Origin of the sequence: Kitasatospora sp. NBC_00315, assembly GCF_041435095.1 — a bacterium.
Classification (GTDB): Bacteria; Actinomycetota; Actinomycetes; order Streptomycetales; family Streptomycetaceae; genus Kitasatospora.
In genome coordinates this window covers 3,008,112-3,031,274 of the sequence record NZ_CP108025.1, presented here as the reverse complement: position 1 = coordinate 3,031,274, position 23,163 = coordinate 3,008,112, and the positions used below count along the sequence as shown (strand labels likewise).

The following is a 23,163-nucleotide window of genomic DNA, read 5'->3' as shown; positions in this document are numbered from 1 at the left end:
GGGGCGGCTCCTCCGGCATCGGAGGAGCCGCCCCACGGGCGTTCGGGGTGCGGGGCGGGTCAGACCTCGCCGCGCGTGCCCAGGTGGTGAACCTGGACCATGTTGGTGTTGCCGGGGACGCCGGGGGGCGAGCCGGCCGTGACGATCACGGTGTCGCCCTCGGTGAGGTCACCCATGCTGAGCAGCTCGCGGTCGACCTGGAGCACCATCTCGTCGGTCGAGCCGACCTGCTCGGTCAGCTGCGACTCGACACCCCAGCTCAGCGTGAGCTGGTTGCGGGTGGCGGCGTCCGGGGTGAACGCGACCACCGGGATGGGCGAGCGGTAGCGCGACAGGCGGCGGGCGGTGTCACCGGACTTGGTGAACGCGACCAGCGACTTGGCGTTGAGGAAGTCGCCCAGCTCGCACGCGGCGCGGGCGATCGAGCCGCCCTGGGTGCGCGGCTTGCGCCCCGGGTTCAGCGGCTGCAGGCCCTGCTCCAGCATCGCCTCCTCGGCCGTCTCGGCGATCCGGCTCATGGTGCGGACCGTCTCGACCGGATACTTGCCGACGCTCGACTCGGCCGACAGCATGACCGCGTCGGCACCGTCCAGGATGGCGTTGGCGACGTCCGAGGCCTCGGCGCGGGTGGGCCGCGAGGCGTGGATCATCGACTCCATCATCTGGGTGGCGACGATGACCGGCTTCGCGTTGCGGCGGGCCAGCGTGATCAGCTGCTTCTGGACCAGCGGCACCCGCTCCAGCGGGTACTCGACCGCGAGGTCGCCACGGGCGACCATGATCGCGTCGAAGGCGAGGACGATCTCCTCCATGGCCTCGACGGCCTGCGGCTTCTCGATCTTGGCGATGACCGGGACGCGGATGCCGACCTCGTCCATGACCTTGTGCACGTCGTCGATGTCCGCGGCGTTGCGGACGAACGACAGGGCGACCATGTCGACGCCCAGCTGCAGGGCGAACCGCAGGTCGTCCTTGTCCTTCTCGGACAGGGCGGGGACGTTGACGGCCGCGCCCGGGAGGTTGATGCCCTTGTTGTTCGAGAGCACGCCGCCCTCGACGACGACGGTCTTCACGCGGGGGCCGTCGACGCTGACGACCTCCAGTGCGATGACGCCGTCGTTGATCAGGACCGGGTCGCCGGGCTTCACGTCGCCGGGCAGGCCCTTGTAGGTGGTACCGCAGATGTGCTGGTCACCGGGGACGTCCTCGGTGGTGATGATGAACTCGTCGCCGTTGTCGACGGTCACCGGTCCGTTGGCGAAGGTGGCCAGACGGATCTTCGGGCCCTGCAGGTCGGCGAGGATGCCGATCGGCCGACCGGTGTCCTCGGACACCTGGCGGACCTTGTGGTACCGCTCCTCGTGCTCCGGGTGGGAGCCGTGGCTCATGTTGAGTCGGGCGACGTTCATGCCCGCCTCGACGATGGCCTTCAGCTGTTCGTAGGAGTCCGTCGCGGGACCCAGGGTGCAGACAATTTTCGCTCGGCGCATATGGATCAGTCTATCCGTTCGTGTTATAGCTGCATTCGCCGCGAAACGTGAGGAATCGCCGACGAAGCATTCCGAGGCCTGAGACGCGGGGCCTCCGGGGCGCCCGGAGGGCTCAGCCGTCCGCGTGCACCAGGGCGAAGGCCTGCCGGGCGATCTCCAGTTCCTCGTCGGTCGGCACCACGGCGACGGTCACCCGGGCCGCCCCGCCCGTCCGGGGGAACTCCGGGGAGATCACCCGGGCCCGGTCCGAGCGGACCGAGTTCAGTGCCGGGTCCACCGCGATGCCGAGCGCCTCCAGGCCGGCGGTCGCGGCCGCCCGGACCGGCGCCGCGTTCTCGCCGACGCCCGCCGTGAAGGCGATCGCGTCCACCCGGCCCAGCACCGCGTAGTACGCGCCGATGTACTTGCGCAGCCGGTGGACGTAGCTCCGGAAGGCGAGCTCCGCGTCCGCGTCGCCCTCCTCGGCCCTGCGCAGGACCTCCCGCATGTCGTTGTCCCCGCACAGGCCGAGCAGGCCGCTGCGGCGGTTCAGCAGGTCGTCGATCTCGTCGATCGACATGCCGCCGACCCGGTGCAGGTGGAAGACCACGCCCGGGTCGACGTCGCCCGAGCGGGTGCCCATCACCAGGCCCTCCAGCGGCGTCAGCCCCATCGAGGTCTCCACGCAGACCCCGCCCCGGACGGCCGAGACCGAGCCGCCGTTGCCCAGGTGCAGCACGATCACGTTCACCTCGGCCGGGGCCCGGCCCAGCAGCCGGGCGGTCTCACGCGAGACGTACTGGTGGGACGTCCCGTGGAAGCCGTAGCGGCGCACCCGGTGCTCGTCCGCGACCCGCTTGTCGATCGCGTACCGGGCCGCGTACTCCGGCATGCCGGTGTGGAAGGCGGTGTCGAAGACGGCGACCTGCGGGAGATCCGGGCGCAGCGCGCGGGCCACCTCGATGCCGGTGATGTTCGCCGGGTTGTGCAGCGGTGCCACCGGGATCAGCCGGCGGATCTCGGCCAGCACCTCGTCGTCGACCACGGTCGGCGCGGTGAACCGCAGGCCGCCGTGGACCACCCGGTGGCCGATCGCGGCCAGCTCGGGGGAGTCCAGGTCGAGGCCGTCGGCGGCGAGCTCCCCGGCCGCCGCCGTCAGCGCGGCGCCGTGGTCGGGGAAGGCCCGCACGCTCTCGCGCCGCTCGCCGCCGGGCGCGGTGTGCAGCAGCCGGCCGCTCTGCTCGCCGATCCGCTCGACCAGGCCGGAGGCCAGGCGGGAGCCGTCGAGCATGTCGATCAGCTGGTACTTCACCGACGAGGAGCCGGCGTTCAGGACGAGGACGCGGGTTCCCGGGCTCAACTCTGCTGCGCTCCTTCGGCGTTGTTCTGGGCCTGGATGGCGGTGATGGCGACGGTGTGGACGATGTCCTCGACCAGGGCGCCGCGCGACAGGTCGTTCACGGGCTTGCGCAGGCCCTGCAGGACGGGGCCGACCGCGACCGCGCCCGCCGAGCGCTGGACGGCCTTGTAGGTGTTGTTGCCGGTGTTCAGGTCGGGGAAGATCAGCACCGTGGCCCGCCCGGCGACCGGCGAGCCCGGCAGCTTGGTGGCGGCGACATGCGCGTCCACCGCCGCGTCGTACTGGATCGGGCCCTCGACCAGCAGGTCGGGGCGCAGCTCGCGGACCAGTTCGGTGGCCCTGCGGACCTTGTCCACGTCCGCGCCGGAGCCCGAGGTGCCGGTCGAGTAGGAGAGCATCGCGATCCTCGGCTCGACGCCGAACTGGGCGGCCGTCCCGGCGGCCTGGACGGCGATGTCGGCCAGCTGCCGGGCGTCCGGGTCGGGGTTGACCGCGCAGTCGCCGTACACCAGGACCTTGTCGGCCAGGCACATGAAGAACACCGAGGAGACGATCGCCGCGCCGGGCGAGGTCTTGATCACCTCGAAGGCCGGCCGGATGGTGGCGGCCGTGGAGTGGACGGCGCCGGAGACCATCCCGTCGGCGATGCCCTCCTGGACCATCAGGGTGCCGAAGTACGAGACGTCCGTGACCACGTCCAGGGCGAGCTCCACCGTCATGCCCTTGTGGGCGCGAAGCCGGGTGTACAGCTCGGCGAACTGCTGGCGCAGCGGGCTGGTCGCCGGGTCGACGATCCGCACCCGGGCGCGGTCGCCGGCGCTCTCGTGCTGCGGGAGCGCGATGCCCAGCGCCGCCGCCCTGCGGCGGACGGCGTCCGGGTCGCCGAGCAGGGTGAGGTCGCAGATGTTGCGCCGCAGCAGGATCTCGGCCGCGCGCAGCACCCGTTCCTCGGTGCCCTCGGGCAGCACCACGTGCCGGCGGTCCGCGCGGGCCCGCTCCAGCAGCTCGTGCTCGAACATCATCGGGGTGACCCGCTCCGAGCGGCTCAGCTCGATCCGCTTGGTCAACTCGGCCGTGTCCACGTTCAGTTCGAACAGGCCGAGGGCGATCTCGGCCTTGCGGGGGCTGGCCGTGGTGAGCTTGCCCTCCACGTGGGTCAGCGCGGCGGCGGTGATCCAGCTGCCCTCGGGGACGACCGCGACGGGGGTGCCGGGGGCCAGCCGGGTGGCGAGGGCCATCACGTTCGGGCCCGGTGTCTGGCCGAGCGTCAGCAGGACGCCGGCGATCGGCGGGGCGCCGGCGGCGTGTGCGGCGAGCGAGCCGATCAGCAGGTCGGCCCGGTCCCCGGGGGTGACCACCAGGGCCCCGTCGGTCAGCGCGGTCAGGAAGGTGGGCAGCATGGCCCCGCCGAACACGAACCCGCGGACGTCCCTGGCCAGGCCCGCCGCGTCGCCGAGCAGCACCTCCGCGCCGGTCGCCTCGACCAGCTGTGCCACGGTCGGCGCGGCCAGCGCGGGCTCCTCGGGGATCACGTACGCCGGGACGGGCAGCTTCTCGCCGAGGCCGCGTCGCACCTCCTGCGCGGCGCCGGGGGCGACCCGGTTGGCGATCATCGCCAGGCTGGAGCAGCCGAGGTCCCGGTAGGCGCGGTAGGCGTTGCGGACCTCGGCGACGACCGCCGCCGGGTCCTCGGCGTGGCCGCCGACCACCGGGAGCACGGCCGCCCCGAACTCGTTGGCGAGCCGGGCGTTGAAGGCCAGCTCGTCCGGGATGTTGGTGTCCGCGAAGTCGGTGCCGAGCACCAGGACCGCCTGGCACCGGCGCTCCAGCGCGCGGAAGCGCTCGACCAGCGTGCCGACCAGCTCGTCCTGCCCCTGCGCCGCCTGGAGCGCTGCGGCCGCCTCGTAGGTGAGGCCGTACAGCTCGTCGGTGGGGAGGTCGAGCCGGTAGCGGTCCCGCAGCAGCTCGACCACGTGGTCGCTGCCCGCCTCGCCGGGCGCGTGCGCGTGCACCAGCGGGCGGAAGACACCCACCCGGTCCACCTGGCGGGTGAGCAGTTCCATGACCCCGAGTTCGACGGCCTGCCGGCCGTCCCCCCGATCGATCCCGGTCACGTACACGCTGCGCGCCACGCGGGTGTCTCCGTTCGGTGAGGATCACTCCCGGCTCGTCCACGGTGGGAGCCGATCCGACCCTACCTTCGCATCGCGGCCGTGTGTTCGCCTCCGAGCGGGGTCCGCGCGGCCGGCCCGCCGCCACGCGGCCGTGACGCCGGAACGCCGGAGCGCCGGCCGGGTGCGGCGCCCGGGAGGACCGCCGTGGTGAACGGCCCGGTCCTCCCGCCGTGCCGGGTGTGCCGGTCACGCCCGGGTGGCGGCGGTGGCCCCGCCACCCGGGCGGCGAGCTCAGGCCGGGCGGAGCCAGACCGTGGCCAGCGGGGGGAGGATCAGCTCGGCGCTGCGGTCCTGGCCGTTCCAGGGGTGCGCCTCGGCCTTGATCGGGCGGGAGTTGGCCACACCGCTGCCGCCGAACACCTCGGCGTCGGTGTTGAGCGCCTCCTCCCACAGCTGGTCCCGGCCGGCCAGGGCGGGCAGGCCGACCCGGTAGTCGCGGCGCACCACGGGGGAGAAGTTGCAGACGGCCACCAGGGGGGTGCCGTCGGCGGCGTACCGGACGAAGGAGAGCAGGTTGTCCTCGGCGGCCCCGCCGTCCAGCCAGCGGAAGCCGTCCGGGGTGGTGTCCTGCTCCCACAGCGCCGGGGCGTCCAGGTAGACGCGGTTGAGCTCGCCTACCAGCTCCCGTACGCCCCGGTGGTCGGCGGCGGCCGGCCAGTCGTCGGCGAGCACCCACCACTGCGGGCCCTGCTCGTGGTCCCACTCCGAACCCTGCGCGAACTCCTGTCCCATGAAGAGCAGTTGCTTGCCGGGGTGGGCCCACATGAAGCCCAGGTAGGCGCGGTGGTTGGCGCGCTGCTGCCACCAGTCGCCGGGCATCTTGGAGACCAGCGCCTGCTTGCCGTGCACCACCTCGTCGTGCGAGATCGGCAGGACGTAGTTCTCCGAGTAGGCGTACACCATCGAGAAGGTGATCTCGTTGTGGTGGTACTTGCGGTGCACCGGCTCCTTGGAGATGTAGACCAGGGAGTCGTGCATCCAGCCCATGTTCCACTTCAGGCCGAAGCCCAGGCCGCCGCTGTCGGTGGGGCGGGTGACGCCGGCCCACGCGGTGGACTCCTCGGCGATGGTGATCACACCGGGGCAGCGCCGGTAGACGGTGGCGTTCATCTCCTGCAGGAAGGCGGCCGCGTCCAGGTTCTCCCGGCCGCCGAACTGGTTGGGCGTCCAGGCGCCGCCCTCGCGGGAGTAGTCGAGGTAGAGCATCGAGGCGACGGCGTCCACCCGCAGGCCGTCGATGTGGAACTCCTCGCACCAGTACACCGCGTTGGCGACCAGGAAGTTGCGGACCTCGGTACGGCCGTAGTCGAACTCCAGGGTGCCCCAGTCGGGGTGCTCGGCGCGCAGCGGGTCGGCGGGCTCGTAGAGCGGTTCGCCGTCGAAGCGGGCCAGCGCGAAGTCGTCCTTGGGGAAGTGCGCGGGCACCCAGTCGACGATCACGCCGATGCCGTGCCGGTGCAGGGTGTCGACCAGGTACCGGAAGTCGTCCGGGCTCCCGAGCCGGGCGGTCGGCGCGTAGAAGCCGGAGACCTGGTAGCCCCAGGAGCCGCCGAAGGGGTGCTCCATGACCGGCATGAACTCCACGTGGGTGAAGTTCAGCCGCTTCAGGTAACCGGGGAGTTCCTCGGCGATCTCGCGGTACGTGGTGAGGTCGGGCCGCCAGGACGCCAGGTGCAGCTCGTAGACGGACATCGGCGCGCGGTGGTGCACCGTCTCGGCCCGCCGGGCCAGCCACTCGCCGTCCTGCCAGGCGTACCCGGAGGAGGTGACGACGGAGGCGGTGCCGGGCGGGCACTGGGTGGCGCGGGCGAGCGGGTCGGCCTTGTCGAGCACCCGGCCGTCCCGGGTGCGGATCTCGTACTTGTACTGGGCCCCCTCGCCCAGCCCGGGCACGAAGAGCTCCCAGATGCCCGAGGAGCCCAGCGAGCGCATCGGGTGGCCGGTGCCGTCCCAGTGGTTGAGGTCGCCGATCAACCGCACGCCCGCGGCGTTCGGCGCCCACACCGCGAACGCGGTGCCCGGGACGCCGTCCACCGTCCGTACGTGCGAGCCGAGCGCCCGCCAGAGCTGCTCGTGCCGCCCCTCGGAGATCAGGTGCAGGTCGAGCTCGCCGAGGGTGGGGCGGGCGCGGTAGCCGTCGTACTGCGCCAGCGGCTCGCCGCCGGGGTAGCTGACCAGCAGCCGGTGCTCGGCCATCGCCGAGTGGTGCAGGTCGCTGCCCGGCAGCAGGCCGGTGAAGAGGCCGTTCTGCTGGTGGGTGAGTTCGGCCGGGCCCTGGCCGGTCTCGACCACGACCCGCTCGGCGAACGGGCGCAGCACCCGGATCGCGGTACCGCCGTTGGTCGGGTGGGCGCCCAGCAGGGCGTGCGGGTCGTGATGGGCGCCGGAGACCAGCCGATCCACCTCGGAGGGCGGCAGCGGGGCCTCCGGCAGCCGCAGGGCGCCGCTGTGGGCGGGCCCCGCGGACGCGGCGGCGGTCGGCTGGTGCACGGCGGTCGGTCCGGGCGCGGTGGCCGGGGCCGGGACGGCGGCCGGTGCGGGCGCGGCAGGGACGGCGGGCGGCACGGACGCGGCAGGTGCCGCCCGCTCCGCCTCGGCCCGCTGGGGCACCACCGGCTCGCGCCTCGGTGAGTCCTTGCCCGCGAGGAACGTGGCGGGTACGGCGGGGGTGGTGCGGCCTGGCAGGTCGAGCGGAGTCACGACGGGGTCCTCCTGCGGGGTCGGTGTGCCGGTGGAGCGGTCAGACGGTCAGGGCCAGCCGGTTGATGGCGGCGAGCGGGATGGGCAGCCAGCTGGGCCGGTGCCGGGCCTCGTACACCACCTCGTACACCGCCTTGTCGATCTCCAGCGCGCGCATCAGCTCCGGCGAGGCCGCCGGGTCGGTGCCCCCGCCGGCGGTGTAGCCCGCGCAGTACGCCGTCCGGTTGCGGGCGGCCCAGGCCGCCGCGAGATGCGCCAGCTCCGGATCGACCGGGCCGCCCGCCAGCAGGTGCGCGGCCGCGTAGTCGAAGGAGCGCAGCATCGCGGCGACGTCCCGCAGCGCGGTCTGCGGCTCCCGCCGCTCGGCCACCGACTTCGCCGGCTCCCCCTCGAAGTCCAGCAGCACCCAGCCCTGCGGGGTGCGCATCGCCTGGCCGAGGTGCAGGTCGCCGTGGATCCGCTGGACCGGCATGCCGTCCGGGTGGGCGTCGGCGAGCTGCTGGAACGCGCTGCGCAGCGCCGAGCGGTAGCGCAGCAGGCCGGGGACGGCCGAGACGGCGCTGTCCAGCCGGTCGGCCATCGCGGTGGCCAGCTGGCGGGTCTGGGTGCGGTCGAGCCGGGCGACCGGCATCGAGCGGGCCAGCACCCGGTGCACCTCGGCGGTGGCCCGCCCGAGGCGGTGCGCCTCGATGGCGAAGTTGCCGGGGGAGGGGTCGCCCTTGAGCCGGCCGACCTGGTCCAGCGCCAGCTCCCAGCCGTCCTCGGCATCCGGCAGGTAGCGCTGCAGCAGGCCGAGCGTGGCAGGTTCGGCGCGCTCCAGCCGGCTCTCGAACCAGGCGGCGACCCGCGGGATGCGGGTGGAGCCGGCCCGCGAGAGGGCCAGCGAGAGTTCGAGGTCCGGGTTGGTGCCGGGGCTGATCCGGCGGAAGAGCTTGAGGATCAGGGCCGTCCCGTAGATGACGGAGCTGTTGCTCTGCTCGGCGGTGCTGGCCCGGCCCGGCAGGTTGGCGGGCAGGCCGGGGCCCGGGGTACGGCGGAAGGACAGCGAGCCGAAGCGGTCGCCGGTGGCCAGGTGCTCCAGCAGCCGGCCGGTCAGCTCCGGGTCGTGCACGGCGTCGTAGAGCACGGCGCCGTCGTAGGGGCCCTGGTTGAGCCGCCCCAGCACGGCGCCCGGGCCGATCCCCGCCGGCTCCTCGGAGCGGGTGCCGAGGAGCAGCTGGTAGATGTCGCCGTTCGACGCGCCGCCGCCGGCCGAGTGCTCGACCCGCAGCAGCAGGTGCAGCAGCGAGGGGTCCCCGACCTGCAGGGGGGTGCCGACCACGGGTGTGAGGCCGGTGATGGCGCGGCCCTTGCCGGCGTACCAGCGCTGGGTGGGGAGCCAGTCGGCGATCAGTGGCAGCGCTGCCTGGATCAGCTCGCTGACTCCCAGGGCGGTCCTGCGGACCCCGGTGCCGCGCGATCCGACCGGCACGGCGGTGCCGGTGGGGGTATCACGGTGCACGTGGGCTTCAGACCGGGAGGTTTCGGACATGACTCCCTTTCCCCGGAAGCGGGCCTACTGCCCGACGGGTCTGGCCGGGCCCGTCAGTCTTCCGGATTTCGGCGGCGCGGCGGCGACGGCACGCGAGCGGTGCTCGGGTGTCACGCCATAGTGTGGTGAGCCGTTGGGCTGTTCTCCGTACGCGGTGTCGTTCAGCTTCCGCCGGGGCGCTCGGGTTTCGAACTCCCGTGCGCCCCGGAGGGCTTGGTCCACCGGGCCGGGGGGCCCGCAGGCCCGTGACTGCTTGGTGGACCGTTACTTCTTGCGCCCGGAGGGGCGGGGCCCGTCCGGGCGGGGCGGCTTGCGGAGCTGGAACCAGTAGAAGCCGTGGCCTGCGAGGGTGAGCAGGTACGGCCACTCGCCGATCGAGGGGAAGCGCACCCCGCCGATCAGCTCCACCGGGTACCGGCCCCCGTACTGCCGCAGGTCCAACTCGGTCGGCTGCGCGAACCGCGAGAAGTTGTTCACGCACATGACCAGGTCACCCTCGTGCTCGCGCACGAAGGCCAGGACCGCGGGATTGCTGGAGGGCAGTTCGGTGTACGTCCCGAGGCCGAAGGCCGGATTGAGCTTGCGGATCTCGATCATGCGACGCGTCCAGTGCAGCAGTGAACTCGAACTGCTCTGCTGCGCCTCGACGTTCGTCACCTGGTAGCCGTACACCGGGTCCATGATGGGTGGCAGACTGAGCCTGCCCGGGTCGGCGGAGGAGAAACCCGCGTTGCGGTCGGGCGTCCACTGCATCGGCGTGCGCACGCCGTCCCGGTCGCCCAGCCAGATGTTGTCGCCCATGCCGATCTCGTCCCCGTAGTACAGCACCGGGGAGCCGGGCAGGGACAGCAACAGGGCCGTGAACAGCTCGATCTGGTTGCGGTCGTTCTCCAGCAGCGGGGCGAGGCGCCGGCGGATGCCCACGTTGGCCCGCATCCGCGGGTCCTTGGCGTACTCCGCGTACATGTAGTCGCGCTCCTCGTCGGTGACCATCTCCAGGGTCAGCTCGTCGTGGTTGCGCAGGAAGATGCCCCACTGGCAGTTGCCGGGGATGGTCGGCGTCTTGGCGAGGATCTCCGAGACCGGGTAGCGGCTCTCCCGCCGGACGGCCATGAAGATCCGCGGCATCACCGGGAAGTGGAACGCCATGTGGCACTCGTCGCCGCCGGAGCCGAAGTCGCCGAAGTAGTCGACGACGTCCTCCGGCCACTGGTTGGCCTCGGCCAGCAGCACGGTGTCCGGGTAGTCCGCGTCGATCTCCTTGCGGACCCGCTGCAGGAACTCGTGCGTCTCCGGGAGGTTCTCGCAGTTGGTCCCCTCCCGCGCGAACAGGTACGGCACCGCGTCGAGCCGGAACCCGTCGATGCCGAGGTCCAGCCAGAACCGCAGGCCCGCGACCATCTCCTCCTGCACGCGGGGGTTGTCGTAGTTGAGGTCCGGCTGGTGCGAGAAGAACCGGTGCCAGAAGTACTGCTTGCGGACCGGGTCGTACGTCCAGTTGGACGTCTCGGTGTCGACGAAGATGATCCGGGCGTCCGGGTACTGCTTGTCGTCGTCGGCCCACATGTAGAAGTCGCCGTACGGGCCGTCCGGGTCCTCCCGGGAGGCCTGGAACCACGGGTGCTGGTCGCTGGTGTGGTTCATCACGAAGTCGATGATCACCCGCATGCCGCGGGCGTGCGCGGCGTCCACGAACTCCATGAAGTCGGCCAGGTCGCCGAACTCCGGCAGCACCGACTTGTAGTCGGCGACGTCGTAGCCGCCGTCGCGCAGCGGGGAGGCGAAGAAGGGCGGCAGCCAGAGGCAGTCGACCCCGAGCCACTGCAGGTAGTCGAGCTTGGACGTGAGCCCCTGGAGATCACCGACGCCGTCGCCGTTGCTGTCCTGGAAGGACCGCACCAGCACCTCGTAGAACACCGCCCGTTTGAACCACTCCGGGTCCAGGTCCTTTTTCGAGGTCTCGGCGAAGGTGTCGGGGACGGGCTCGTTCACTGTCACGCTGGGTTCCTCCGAACCGTGAGGACGTGAGCCGGCTCCGTCGAGGGATCGAGCCGGACGTAGTTGTGCCGGCCCCACCCGAAGGCGGCTCCGGTCAGCTCGTCGTGCACCGCGTAGGGCCCGTCGCCGTCCAGCGTGACGGTGGCCTCCTGGACGTGGTGCGGGTCCAGGTTGACCACGGTGATCACACGGTCGGTGAGGCCGTCCTCGGTGACGGCGGTCTTGGAGAAGGCGAGCACCTGGTCGTTGTCCGTGGCGTGGAAGCGCACGTCGCGCAGCTGCTGCAGGGCGGGGTGGCGCCGGCGGAGCCGGTTCAGCACCGTCAGCAGCGGGGCGAGGGTGTCGGTGCGGCTCCAGTCCCGGGGACGCAGCTCGTACTTCTCCGAGCGCAGGTACTCCTCCGAGCCCGGCTCGACCGGCTCGTTCTCGAACAGCTCGAAGCCGGCGTAGACGCCGTAGCTGGGGGAGAGCGTGGCGGCCAGCACGGCGCGGATCGCGAACGCGGCCCGGCCGCCGGTCTGCAGGTGCTCCGGCAGGATGTCCGGGGTGTTGGCGAAGAAGTTCGGCCGCATGTACGCGGCCGCCTCGCCGGACAGCTCGGTGACGTACTCGGTGATCTCCTGCTTCGTGGTGCGCCAGGTGAAGTAGGTGTACGACTGGTGGAAACCGATCTTCCCCAGGGTGTGCATCATCGCCGGGCGGGTGAACGCCTCGGCCAGGAAGACCACGTCGGGATCGGTGCGGGCGATGTCGCCGAGCACCTTCTCCCAGAACACCACCGGCTTGGTGTGCGGATTGTCGACCCGGAAGATCCGTACGCCGTGCCCCATCCAGAACCGCAGCAGCCGCAGGGTCTCCTTGACGATGCCGTCGAAGTCCTGGTCGAAGTTGACCGGATAGATGTCCTGGTACTTCTTCGGCGGGTTCTCGGCGTACGCGACGGTGCCGTCCACCCGGTGGGTGAACCACTCCGGGTGCTTGTTCACCCACGGGTGGTCGGGGGAGCACTGGAGGGCGAAGTCCAGCGCGACCTCCAGGTGCAGGGCGGTGGCCTCGGCGACGAAGTGGTCGAAGTCCTCGATGGTGCCTAGGTCCGGGTGCACGGCGTCGTGGCCGCCCTCCGGCGAGCCGATCGCCCAGGGGGAGCCGACGTCGTGCCGGCCGGCCGTCAGGGTGTTGTCCGGGCCCTTGCGGAAGGCCCGCCCGATCGGGTGCACCGGCGGCAGGTACACCACGTCGAAGCCCATCGCGGCGACCGCGGGCAGGCGCTCGGCGGCCGTGCGCAGGGTGCCCGAGCGCGGCGGCTCGACGCCGGTCGGGTCGACGACGGCGCCCTCCGAACGGGGGAAGAATTCGTACCAGGAGCCGAACAGCGCCCGCTCGCGGTCCACCTGGAGCGGCAGCGGCCGGGTCGAGGTGACCAGCTCGCGCAACGGGTGGCGGGCCAGCAGTTCGGTCACCTCGGGGGCCAGCGCGGCGGCCAGCCGGGACAGCGGCGGCAGGCCGGGCTCGCGCAGCGCGTCCACGGCCGCCAGGACGAACGCCCGGCCCTCCTTCTTCGGCACGCCGGCGGCGGCGCGCTCCAGCAGCTGCGCGCCCTCCTCCAGCACGAGCGCGGTGTCGATCCCGGCCGGCAGCTTCACCGCGGCGGCCTTGCGCCAGGTGGCCACCGGGTCGCTCCAGGCCTCGATCAGGTAGGACCAGCGCCCGGCCGAGCTGGGGGTGACGCTCGCGCCCCAGCGGTCCGTGCCGGGGGCCAGCTCCCGCATCGGCGTCCAGACGCTTCCGCGGCCGCGCGGGTCGCGCAGCACCACGTTGGCGCTGACCGCGTCGTGGCCTTCGCGGAAGACGGTGGCGGTGACCTCGAAGGCCTCGCCGACCACGGCCTTGGCCGGGCGGCGGCCGGCGTCCACGAGGGGGCTGACGTCCAGGACGGGGATGCGGCCGATCACGGTGTCGCTCTCTGTCGTCTTGCGGGGTGCGGTCTTGCGGGGCGTGGTCGTCCGGGGTGCGGCCGTCCGGGCCGCCCGTTTGCGCGGGGCGGCGGCCGGGTCGGCGTCGGTCGCGGGTTCTCGGTCCGGCCGGGCCGCGGCGGCCGCCCGGGGTTTGGGCATCGCCGGGTCCGTCTGGGTGTCGGAGTCCGCCCGTTCGGCGGGCTGGGCCCGTTCGACCGACCGGGTGAGCGTCGCTTCGAGAGCCGTGTCGAGGGTGTCGGCCACCGGTGCCGACTGGTCCCGCGTGTCGCCGTGCATGCCAAGCTCCTGCCCGAGATCGGCGGCAGCTCCCGCCGGCCGGTCCGGGGCCAGGGGAGTACCGGGAGAACTGCGTGGGTGGGGGGAGGTCGCGCCTCCGGAGCCTGCCCGCGCCGCCGAGCCCGGCAACCCGCCCGACTCCGGCCACGCCTGTAGCCGGGAGCCCGAGAGCCCGCGCGCGTCCCGGCGCACGCCTCTCCGGGCGCGCCCCAGTGCGACCCAACCCACCCGTGAACGAGCGGAGAGGGCACAAGGAAACGCGTCGGAACGGCAGCGAGGGCCGAATGGGCTAGGGAAGGTGAGGGTTCGTCAACGAGATCAGGATTCGGACGTGCTGCATCCAGGGGGCGCCACCCGTCGCCGCACACCCCGCAGCATCTACGACCTTTGTTCATAGTGGCACCGTCTACAAGACCTACGCAGCGGTACGACGACACTTTCGGACGCACCAGGGGGTATATCGGCCAGCGGAAATCAATCTGTTCCACGGTGTTCACGCATTGGTGGTGCGGGACTTGGAAAAGTGCGCCGCGTGCGCCCCCTGCGCAGTCCAATGCGCCGAATGCGATCTCATCAATAGGCCGAACGGATCACCAATACGCCAGGTGACGCAGCCTCATGGGGGCTCACGGGTCTACGCTTCACGCCGTGAAGGCAATCCGCAGATTCACCGTCCGCACCGTCCTGCCCGAACAACTCCAGCCCTTGCACGAGCTCGCGCTCAACCTGCGCTGGTCCTGGCACTCGGAGACCAGAGACCTTTTCCGTTCCGTCGATCCAGAGGTCTGGGCCGCCACCGGCGAGGATCCGGTGCGCCTGCTCGGCGAGGTCCCGGCCGCCCGGCTGGCCGCCCTGGCCGGGGACCGCAGGTTCCTGCGCCGGCTCGGCGATCTCGCCGACGACCTGCGGGAGTACCTGAGCGGCCCGCGCTGGTACCAGTCCGCCGTGCGCGACACCCCCCTGCCCGCCGCGATCGCCTACTTCTCGCCGGAGTACGGCATCGCCGCCGCCCTGCCGCAGTACTCCGGCGGCCTCGGCATCCTGGCCGGCGACCACCTCAAGGCCGCCAGCGACCTCGGCGCGCCGCTGATCGGCGTGGGCCTGTTCTACCGGCACGGCTACTTCCGGCAGTCCCTGAGCCGGGACGGCTGGCAGCAGGAGCGCTACCCCCTGCTCGACCCCGACGAACTCGCGGTCAGCCTGCTCCGCGAGGCCGACGGCTCACCCGTCCGGATCGACCTCGCCCTGCCGGCCGGCCGCACCCTCGCCGCGCACATCTGGAAGGCACAGGTCGGGCGGGTCCCGCTGCTGCTGCTCGACTCCGACATCGAGGCCAACTCGGCCGCCGAACGAGACGTGACGGACCGCCTGTACGGCGGCGGCAGCGAGCACCGGCTGCTCCAGGAGATGCTGCTGGGCATCGGCGGGGTCCGCGCCGTGCGCACGTACTGCCGGCTCACCGGTCACCCCGCGCCCGAGGTCTTCCACACCAACGAGGGGCACGCCGGCTTCCTCGGCGTGGAGCGGATCAGGGAGCTGATCGCCGGCACCGGCGGCGACGGCTCCGGCCTCGACTTCGCCTCGGCCCTGGAGGCGGTCCGGGCCGGCACGCTCTTCACCACCCACACGCCGGTCCCGGCCGGCATCGACCGCTTCGACCGCGATCTGGTCGCCCGGCACTTCACCGGCGACACGGCGCTCTCCGGTGTCCCCGTCGAGCAGGTCCTCGCGCTCGGCGCCGAGAGCTGGCGCGGCGGTGACCCCAAGCTGTTCAACATGGCCGCCATGGGCCTGCGGCTCGCCCAGCGCGCCAACGGCGTCTCCACCCTGCACGGCGAGGTCAGCCGGTCGATGTTCAACGGTCTCTGGCCGGGCTTCGACGCCGCCGAGGTACCGATCGACTCCGTGACCAACGGCGTCCACGCGGCCACCTGGATCGATCCGGCGGTGGTCCGGCTCGGGGCGGCCGAGATCGGTGCCGAGCGGGCCGAGGACGCCATGACCACCGGCGAGACCAAGCGCTGGACCGGGCTGGAGCGGATCGGCAACACCGAGATCTGGGAGCTGCGGCGGGCCCTGCGGGCCCAGCTCGTCGACGAGGCCCGGCGGCGGGTGCGCACCTCCTGGCGCCAGCGCGGCGCCGGCGACGCCGAACTGGGCTGGGTGGACTCCGTCCTCGACCCCGACGTGCTCACCATCGGGTTCGCCCGCCGGGTGCCCTCGTACAAGCGGCTCACCCTGATGCTCCGCGACCAGCAGCGGCTGCGCGCGCTGCTGCTGCACCCCACCCGGCCGGTGCAGATCGTGGTGGCCGGAAAGGCCCACCCGGCGGACGACGGCGGCAAGCGGCTGATCCAGCAGATGGTCGCCTTCGCCGACGACCCGGCCGTCCGGCACCGGATCGTCTTCCTGCCCGACTACGACATGGCGATGGCCCAGCGCCTCTACCCCGGTTGCGACATCTGGCTGAACAACCCGCTCCGGCCGCTGGAGGCCTGCGGGACCTCCGGGATGAAGGCGGCGCTCAACGGCTGCCTCAACCTGTCCGTCCTGGACGGCTGGTGGGACGAGTGGTACGACGGCCAGAACGGCTGGGCGATCCCCACCGCCGACGGTGTCGGCAGCGTGCTGGACCCGGAGAGCGCCGAGGCCGAGCGCCGCGACGACATCGAGTCCGCCGCCCTGTACGACCTGATCGAGCACCAGGTGGCGGCCCGCTTCTACGACCGGGGCGCCGACGGCCTGCCGCACCGGTGGATCGCGATGGTGCGGCACACCCTGGTCACCCTCGGGCCCAAGGTGATGGCCGGCCGGATGGTCCGCGAGTACGTCGAGCGGCTCTACACGCCCGCGGCGGTGGCGCAGCGCGAGCTGGCCGCCGCACGCCCCGGCGGCGCCCCGCACGCCGGCGCCCGGGGGCTCGCCGAGTGGAAGGCCAAGGTGCGTCAGGCCTGGCCCGCCGTCCGGGTCGAGCACGTCGAGGCGGAGTGCCCCGACGAGGCGCAGGAGCTGGGCAGCGCGCTGGCGCTGCGGGTCCAGGTCTCCCTGGGCGCGCTGGAGCCGACCGACGTGGACGTCCAGGTGGTCTCCGGCCGGGTGGACGAGAGCGACGGCATCTCGGACGCCGCCGTGCTGGCCCTCAAACCGGCCGGCGGACCGGACCTGGACGGCCGGACCCGCTACGAGGGCTCGCTCGAACTCAGCCGGACCGGACCGTTCGGCTACACCGTCCGGGTGCTGCCCGCCCATCCCCTGTTGGCCTCGCCGGCCGAACTCGGCCTGGTCGCGCTGCCCGCGGAGTCGGTCGGGATGGACGCCGGCCTGCTGCGCTGAACCCGCCGTGGACGGCCGGGCCCCGCTCGGGGCCCGGCCGTTTCGCGCGCCGCCACGGGCGCTGCCCGCCGCCGGGCGTTCACCGCCCGGTGCTCAGCCGGTGTCCACCGGCTCAGACCAGTCCGGCGCGCCAGGTCTGGTGGAGTCCGGCGAAGCGGCCCGCGCCGCCGATCAGCTCGGCGGGGGTGCCGTCCTCGACGATCCGGCCCTGCTCCATCACCAGGACCCGGTCGGCGATCTCCACGGTGGAGAGCCGGTGGGCGATGATCACCGCCGTCCGGCCCGCCAGTACCGTCCGCAGGGCGCGTTGCACGGCCTGCTCGCCCGGGACGTCCAGCGAGGAGGTGGCCTCGTCCAGGATCAGCACGGCCGGGTCGGCCAGCAGCGCGCGGGCGAAGGCGACCAGCTGGCGCTGGCCCGCCGAGATCCGGCCGCCGCGCTTGCGGACGTCGGTGTCGAAGCCCTCCGGCAGTGCGGCGACGAAGTCGTACGCGCCGATCGCGCGGGCGGCCTCCTCGATCTCCTCGCGGGTGGCGCCGGGCCGGCCGATCGCGATGTTCTCGGCCACCGTCCCGGAGAACAGGAACGACTCCTGGGTCACCATCACCACCCCGCGCCGGAGTTCGGAGCCGGCCAGATCGCGCAGGTCCACGCCGTCCAGGGTGATCCGGCCGTCGGTCGGGTCGTAGAAGCGGGCGAGCAGCTTGGCCAGCGTCGACTTTCCGGCGCCGGTCGCCCCGACCACGGCGGTGGTCCGCCCGGCGGGCAGCACCAGGTCGAAGGCCGGCAGCACCTCCTTGCCCGTGCGGTACGCGAACCGGGTGCCCTGGAACGCCACCTCGCGGCCGCCGACCCGTCCGCCCGCCGGGAGCACGGCCCGCGCGGGCAGCGGGAGGGGTGCGGCCGGCTCGGCCACGGTCGGCTCGTGGGCCAGCAGGCCGGCGATCTTCTCCAGCGCGGCGGCCGCCGACTGATAGCTGTTCAGGAACATCGCCAGCTGGTCGATCGGGTCGTACAGCCGGCGCAGGTAGAGCACGAAGCCGGTCAGCACGCCCAGCTCCAGGCTGCCGTCGGTGACCATGAAGGCGCCGAGCACCACCACACCGGTGACCCAGACGTTGGCCGTCGCCCGGGACAGGCCGACGAACCGGGCGAGCTCCAGGAGCCCGTCCGCGGTGGCGGTCGCCGAGCGGTCGTTGAGCTCCCCGAAGGAGGCCTCGTTGGCGCTCTCCCGGCGGAACGCCTGCACCGGCCGGATGCCGTTCATGGTCTCGGTGAACTTCACGATCAGCGAGGCGACGGCGGTGCGCGAGCGGCGGTAGACCCGACGGGAGCGGCTGCGGAACGACCGGGTGATCAGGACGAGCGGGAGGAAGGAGAGCAGCGAGACCAGACCCAGGCGCCAGTCCATCACCAGCAGCAGCACCGAGATGTAGAACACCGACAGGAAGACCGTCAGCAGCTCCTGCAGGCCCTCGGAGAGCAGCTCGCGCAGGGCGTCCACGTCGCTGGTCGCGCGTGAGGTGATCCGGCCGGAGGTGTAGCGCTCGTGGAAGTCCAGGCTGAGCCGCTGGGCGTGCCGGAAGATCCGGCCGCGCAGCTCCAGCAGGATGTCCTGGTTGATCCGGGCGCTCATCCGGATGAACGCGCGCTGCAGGACGGTGCTCAGCGCGGCGCAGCCCAGGTACGCCGAGATGACGGCGACCAGCGGGCCGCCGTCGTGCTCGCGCAGCGCCGGGACGGCGCGGTCCATCGTCAGCGCGACCAGCAGCGGCCCCGCCTGCAGCGCGGCCTGCTGCACCAGGATGACCAGCATCGCGACGGCGATCGCGGCCCGGTGCGGGCCGAGCAGCCCGGCCAGCAGGGCGCGGGCGGCGCCGGGCGGAACGGGGATGTCCTCCTCGTCGGTGGCGGGCGGCGGGAGTTCCTCGGGCTCCGCCTCGGTGGCCGGTTCGACCGTGGTGGTGCTCATCGGGTGGGGCTCCCTTCCATGACGGGGGCGTCGGCGCCGGCGGGCTCGCCCGGCACGGACGCGCCCGTCATCAGGTGGCGGTAGACCGCGCAGGACGCCAGCAGCTCCTGGTGCGTCCCGACGGCGGCGATCCGGCCGTCGTCCAGCACGGCCACCCGGTCGGCCAGTTGGACGGTGCTCGGGCGGTGGGCCACCACCAGCGCGGTGGTGGAGCCGAGCACCTGCCGCAGGGCCTGCTCGACCAGCGCCTCGGTGTGCACGTCCAGCGCGGAGAGCGGGTCGTCCAGCACCAGGAAGGCCGGGTCGCCGACCACCGCGCGGGCCAGGGCCAGTCGCTGGCGCTGCCCCCCCGACAGGCTGAGGCCCTGCTCGCCGACCTGGGTTCCGACGCCCGCCGGAAGGTGTTCGACGAAACCGGCCTGGGCGGTCGCCAGGGCCCGGTCGAGCTGCTCGGCGGACGCGCCGGGGGCGCCCATCAGCACGTTCTCGCCGACCGAGGCCGAGAACAGGGTCGGCTCCTCGAACGCGACCGAGACCAGTTCGCGCAGCCGGGGCCGGGGGATGCCCCTGATGTCGCGGCCGTCCAGCGTGATGACGCCGCCGGTCGCCTCGTACAGGCGGGGGAGCAGCGCGGTCAGCGTGGTCTTGCCGCTGCCGGTCGCGCCGACCAGGGCCATCGTCTCGCCGCTGCGGATGTGCAGGTCGATCCCGCGCAGCAGGTCCGGGGTGTCCTCGGGCGCGTCCGGGTAGCGGAAGCGGACGCCGCGCAGCCGGATGCCCCGCTCCCCGTCGTCGGCCTCGGGGGAGGCGTCCGCCTCGGGGGAGGCGTCCGCCTCGGGGGAGGCGCCGGCCGGCCCGGCCGGGTGCTCCGGCTCGTCCAGCACCTCGAAGAAGCGGTCGGTGGCGGTGGCGGCCTCGTTGGCGTAGGCGAGCAGCCAGCCGAGCGACTCCACCGGCCAGCGCAGCGCCAGCGCGGTGGACAGGAACGCCACCAGGGCGCCGGTGCTCAGCTCGTCCTGGGCGACCAGGTATGCGCCGACGGCCAGCGCGCAGCCGAGCGCCAGCTCCGGCAGGCCGACGATGACGGCCCACAGGTTGGCCAGCAGACCGGCCTTGTGGAGCTCGGTCGCGCGCAGGTCGTGGGTCCGGCGACGGAAGTTCTCGGCCATCGTGCGGTGGCGGCCGAAGGCCTTCAGGATCCGGATGCCGAGGACGGACTCCTCGATCACCGTGGCGAGGTCGCCGTTCTGGTCCTGGGCGCGGCGGGCGGCCGCGGAGTAGCCCGACTCGAAGTGCCGGGTCAGCACGATCAGCGGCGCGGCCGGCACCAGGGTGATCAGCGCGAGCCGCCAGTCGAGGGTGAACATCACGGCGGTGCCGGCCAGGAACATGGCCGAGTTGACGATCAGGAAGACCAGCGGGAAGGCCAGGAACAGCCGCATGGTGTACATGTCGGAGGTGGCGCGGGAGAGCAGCTGACCGGAGCTCCAGCGGTCGTGGAAGGAGACCGGCAGCCGCTGGAGCTTGGCGTACAGGTCGCCGCGCATCGCGGTCTCCAGCGAGGCCAGCGGGCGGGCCAGGATCACCCGTCGGGTGTAGAACAGCACCGCTTCGACCAGGCCGAGCACCAGGAGCAGCGCGGCCGGCGGCCAGAGCGCCGGAAGGTCGTTGCGGGCGATCGGGCCGTCCACGATCCGGCCGAGGACCAGGGGGACGACCAGGACGCTGCCGGAGGCGACCATGGCCGCGGTGATCGCGGCGGCCAGCCGCCAGCGGATCGCCCGCGCGTACGGGCGCAGGCGCAGCAGCGAGCGGACCGTCGACCGGTGTTCGGGGGCGGTGGGGCTGCGGGGAGCGGCGCCGGACTCCCGGGTGGGGGGAGCCGGGGCCTCCTGCTCGGGTCGGGGTGGCGACTGCGGCAGCGTGGACTCTTGGTTCTCGGCCATCGCCGTGAGGGTATGTCGGTGCCCGGTCACTTCTCATCCGGTTTTTTGCCCCTGTCGGCGGGAACCGGCCACCGCCGGGCGGTCGGCCCTACCCGGGACGGTCGCCGTCGGCGCGGGCGGGCAGCAGCCGCAGCAGGTGCAGGGAGCGGGCGGGGAGGGTGAGGGTGCCGGCCGCGGGGTGGGTGGCGTCCGGCGGACCGCCCTGATCAGGCAGGGCGGTGTCGACGACGCTCCCGTACGCGTCCGCGCGGGGCTCGCCCGGCAGGGTGAAGGGGACGGCGTGCTCGCCCGCGTTGAGCAGCAGCAGGAAGCTGTCGTCCCGCAGCGGGTGGCCGTGCTGGTCGCGCTCGGACATCGCGGTGCCGGAGAGCAGCATGCCGAGGCCCGCCGTCGGGGTGAACCAGTCGGCCTCCGTCATCTCCCGCCCCTGCGGGGTGAACCAGGCCAGGTCGGGCTGTCCGCCGGGGACGGCGGCGCGGCCGGAGAAGAAGGCCCGCTGGCGCAGCACCGGGTGCCGGCGACGCAGTCGGACCAGGCGGGCGGTGAGGTCGCGCAGCGAGCGCCAGCCCGGGTCGTCCAGGAGCGACCAGTCGAGCCAGCTGACCTCGTTGTCCTGGCAGTACGCGTTGTTGTTGCCGCCCTGGGTGCGGCCGAGCTCGTCGCCGGCGGTGAGCATCGGGACGCCGGTGGAGAGCAGCAGGGTGGCGAGCAGGTTGCGCAGCTGGCGCTGTCGCAGGCCGAGGACGGCGGGGTCGGAGCTCTCCCCCTCGGCGCCGCAGTTCCAGGAGCGGTTGTCGTCGGTGCCGTCCCGGTTCTCCTCGCCGTTGGCCTCGTTGTGCTTGTGCTGGTGGCTGACCAGGTCGCGCAGGGTGAAGCCGTCGTGGGCGGTGACGAAGTTGACGGAGGCGTAGGGGCGGCGGCCGCCGCGCTGGTAGAGGTCCGAGGAGCCGGAGAGCCGGTAGCCGAGCTCGCGTACGTCTGGCCGGGCGCCGCGCCAGAAGTCCCGCACGGTGTCGCGGTACTTGTCGTTCCACTCGGCCCACAGCGGCGGGAACCCGCCGACCTGGTAGCCGCCGGGGCCGACGTCCCAGGGTTCGGCGATCAGCTTGACCCGGCTGAGCACGGGATCCTGCGAGACGGCGGCGAGGAAGGGGTGGTGCATCTCGACGCCGTCGTTGCCGCGGGCGAGCGCGGCGGCGAGGTCGAAGCGGAAGCCGTCGACCCCCATCTCGGTGACCCAGTAGCGCAGCGAGTCGGTGATCAGCCGGACGGTCTGCGGCTGGCGGGTGTCGAGGGTGTTGCCGCAGCCGGTGTAGTCGGCGTAGGCCCGACGGCGGTGCAGCGGGAGGCGGTAGTAGCCGGCGTTGTCGATGCCCCGCAGCGAGAGGGTGGGGCCGAGCTCCCCGGCCTCGGCGGTGTGGTTGTAGACGACGTCGAGGATGACCTCGATCCCGGCGGCGTGCAGCGCGCGGACCATCCGCTTGAACTCGCCGACCTGTTGCCCCCGGCTGCCGGAGGAGCTGTAGCCGGCGTGCGGGGCGAAGTAGCCGATGCTGTTGTAGCCCCAGTAGTTGGTCAGGCCACGGGCCTGGAGGTGGTCCTCGTCGGCGTACTGGTGCACCGGCAGCAGTTCGACGGCGGTCACCCCGAGCGCGGTGAGGTGCTCGACGGCGGCCGGGTGGGCCAGCCCGGCGTACGTGCCGCGCAGCTCGGGCGGCACGTCGGGGTGACGCATGGTGAAGCCGCGCACGTGCACCTCGTACAGGACGGTCTCGGCCCAGGGCGTCTTGGGCCGCTGGTCGTCGTACCAGTCGTCGTCGTCGTGGACGACCACGGCCTTGGGGACGTACGGGGCGGAGTCCCGGTTGTCGCGGACGGTGTCGGCGACCTCGCGCTCGGGCCAGTCGCGGACCGAGCCGCAGGTGGCGTCGTGCGCGGTGTAGTCGCCGTCGACGGCGCGGGCGTACGGGTCGAGCAGCAGCTTCGCCGGGTTCCAGCGGGCACCGGTCCACGGGTCCCAGCGGCCGTGGACCCGGAAGCCGTAGCGGGTGCCGGGCAGGACGCCCGGCAGGTAGCCGTGCCAGGTCTGGAAGTCCTGCTCGGTGAGCCGGTGTCTGGTCTCCCCGCCGTCCTCGTCGAAGAGACAGAGGTCGACGGCCTCGGCGCCGGCCGCCCAGAGCGCGAAGTTGGTGCCCCGGCTGCCCTCGGGCCCGGTCCGGAAGCGGGCGCCGAGCGGTTGCCAGCTGCCGGGCCAGGGTGTCGCGGGCCCCTCGGGAGGCCGCGTGTCCGGGGCGGCGGCGGCCGGCGCGGCCCCGGTCGGGGCGGGCCGTTGCGCGGATCCGTCCCGGTCGGCGGATCCCCCCGGTCGTACACCCGGTCCCAGCTCCTGCCGTGCCGTCATGGCCGCACCCTCCCAGCACCGAGTGTC

At 72.9% G+C, this 23,163-nt stretch carries 11 protein-coding genes; 1 reads left to right on the top strand and 10 read right to left on the bottom strand.

Annotated features, from left to right (window positions below):
- Nucleotides 1–59: 59 nt before the first annotated feature.
- The 7 genes from pyk to OG823_RS12020 all read right to left on the bottom strand — a co-directional run bounded on the left by pyk (nucleotide 60) and on the right by OG823_RS12020 (nucleotide 13,184).
- Nucleotides 60–1,490 carry a pyruvate kinase gene (pyk, locus tag OG823_RS12050; RefSeq protein WP_371479478.1) on the bottom strand — a complete coding sequence of 477 codons (1,431 nt, stop codon included), beginning with the start codon at nucleotides 1,488–1,490 and terminating at the stop codon, nucleotides 60–62.
- Between the two features lie 112 nt (nucleotides 1,491–1,602).
- A complete protein-coding gene (locus OG823_RS12045; RefSeq protein WP_371479477.1) occupies nucleotides 1,603–2,829 on the bottom strand; it encodes an acetate kinase in 1,227 nt (408 codons plus the stop codon).
- Entirely contained in the window at nucleotides 2,826–4,961 is a 2,136-nt protein-coding gene (pta, locus tag OG823_RS12040; protein ID WP_371479476.1) for a phosphate acetyltransferase, read from the bottom strand. Before pta ends, OG823_RS12045 begins: the two co-directional genes overlap by 4 nt.
- A gap of 273 nt (nucleotides 4,962–5,234) precedes the next feature.
- The gene (gene glgB / locus OG823_RS12035; protein ID WP_371479475.1) at nucleotides 5,235–7,703 is read right to left on the bottom strand and encodes a 1,4-alpha-glucan branching protein GlgB; all 2,469 of its coding nucleotides are present in this window, start codon (nucleotides 7,701–7,703) and stop codon (nucleotides 5,235–5,237) included.
- A gap of 40 nt (nucleotides 7,704–7,743) precedes the next feature.
- Nucleotides 7,744–9,234: a phosphotransferase gene (locus OG823_RS12030; RefSeq protein WP_371479474.1), complete on the bottom strand. Its 1,491-nt coding sequence runs from the start codon at nucleotides 9,232–9,234 to the stop codon at nucleotides 7,744–7,746.
- Nucleotides 9,235–9,498: 264 nt separating this feature from the next.
- Nucleotides 9,499–11,232, bottom strand: coding sequence for a maltose alpha-D-glucosyltransferase (treS, locus tag OG823_RS12025; RefSeq protein WP_371479473.1), 1,734 nt, complete (start codon nucleotides 11,230–11,232; stop codon nucleotides 9,499–9,501).
- Complete coding sequence (locus OG823_RS12020; protein ID WP_371484438.1) at nucleotides 11,229–13,184, bottom strand: alpha-1,4-glucan--maltose-1-phosphate maltosyltransferase; 1,956 nt, start codon at nucleotides 13,182–13,184, stop codon at nucleotides 11,229–11,231. Before OG823_RS12020 ends, treS begins: the two co-directional genes overlap by 4 nt.
- A gap of 948 nt (nucleotides 13,185–14,132) precedes the next feature.
- Here OG823_RS12020 and glgP point away from each other — a divergent pair.
- Nucleotides 14,133–16,817, top strand: coding sequence for an alpha-glucan family phosphorylase (gene glgP / locus OG823_RS12015; protein WP_371479471.1), 2,685 nt, complete (start codon nucleotides 14,133–14,135; stop codon nucleotides 16,815–16,817).
- Nucleotides 16,818–16,929: 112 nt separating this feature from the next.
- Here glgP and OG823_RS12010 read toward each other — a convergent pair whose 3' ends face one another.
- The 3 genes from OG823_RS12010 to glgX form a co-directional block, all read right to left on the bottom strand.
- The gene (locus tag OG823_RS12010; RefSeq protein WP_371479470.1) at nucleotides 16,930–18,789 is read right to left on the bottom strand and encodes an ABC transporter ATP-binding protein; all 1,860 of its coding nucleotides are present in this window, start codon (nucleotides 18,787–18,789) and stop codon (nucleotides 16,930–16,932) included.
- A complete protein-coding gene (locus OG823_RS12005) occupies nucleotides 18,786–20,735 on the bottom strand; it encodes an ABC transporter ATP-binding protein (protein WP_371479469.1) in 1,950 nt (649 codons plus the stop codon). The genes OG823_RS12010 and OG823_RS12005 overlap by 4 nt, the downstream gene beginning before the upstream one ends.
- A gap of 88 nt (nucleotides 20,736–20,823) precedes the next feature.
- Nucleotides 20,824–23,136 carry a glycogen debranching protein GlgX gene (gene glgX, locus OG823_RS12000; protein ID WP_371479468.1) on the bottom strand — a complete coding sequence of 771 codons (2,313 nt, stop codon included), beginning with the start codon at nucleotides 23,134–23,136 and terminating at the stop codon, nucleotides 20,824–20,826.
- Between the last annotated feature and the right edge of the window lie 27 nt (nucleotides 23,137–23,163).

Excerpts from the sequence above, each read along its gene's own strand:
- pyk (WP_371479478.1), bottom strand. The coding sequence starts at position 1,490 with ATGCGCCGAGCGAAAATTGTCTGCACCCTGGGTCCCGCGACGGACTCC.
- OG823_RS12030 (WP_371479474.1), bottom strand. The coding sequence starts at position 9,234 with ATGTCCGAAACCTCCCGGTCTGAAGCCCACGTGCACCGTGATACCCCC.
- OG823_RS12010 (WP_371479470.1), bottom strand. The coding sequence starts at position 18,789 with ATGAGCACCACCACGGTCGAACCGGCCACCGAGGCGGAGCCCGAGGAA.
- OG823_RS12005 (WP_371479469.1), bottom strand. The coding sequence starts at position 20,735 with ATGGCCGAGAACCAAGAGTCCACGCTGCCGCAGTCGCCACCCCGACCC.
- glgX (WP_371479468.1), bottom strand. The coding sequence starts at position 23,136 with ATGACGGCACGGCAGGAGCTGGGACCGGGTGTACGACCGGGGGGATCC.